This is a genomic window from Corynebacterium sp. UMB9976, assembly GCF_030212265.1.
Taxonomy (GTDB): Bacteria; Actinomycetota; Actinomycetes; order Mycobacteriales; family Mycobacteriaceae; genus Corynebacterium.
Genome location: NZ_JASODY010000096.1, coordinates 1 through 280, shown reverse-complemented (window position 1 = coordinate 280; position 280 = coordinate 1). Strand labels below are relative to the sequence as shown.

The 280-nt window shown below is 62.9% G+C and carries 1 protein-coding gene; it reads left to right on the top strand.

The genetic code is table 11. The features are described 5' to 3' along the window. On the top strand, positions 1-280 hold a 280-nt coding region (locus tag QP140_RS09960), incomplete at both ends, for an MFS transporter (protein WP_284759498.1).

The following is a 280-nucleotide window of genomic DNA, read 5'->3' as shown; positions in this document are numbered from 1 at the left end:
ATGGGCCTGCTACCGCTCATCGCGGATGATTTCGGGATTACGGAAGACACGGCGTCGGTAGTCATCTCCGTCTATGCACTCGGCGTTGTCGTGGGCGCGCCGGTCATCGCTGCACTCACGGGCAAGCTCCCACGCCGCCGCCTCATTATCCTGCTTATTGGTTTCTTGCTCGTGGGCAACCTGCTCACGGCCTTGGCCCCGAACTACGGAGTTCTGCTGGTGGCGCGCTTCATCGCTGGCCTGCCGCACGGCGCGTACTTCTCCGTAGCTAACCTGGCGG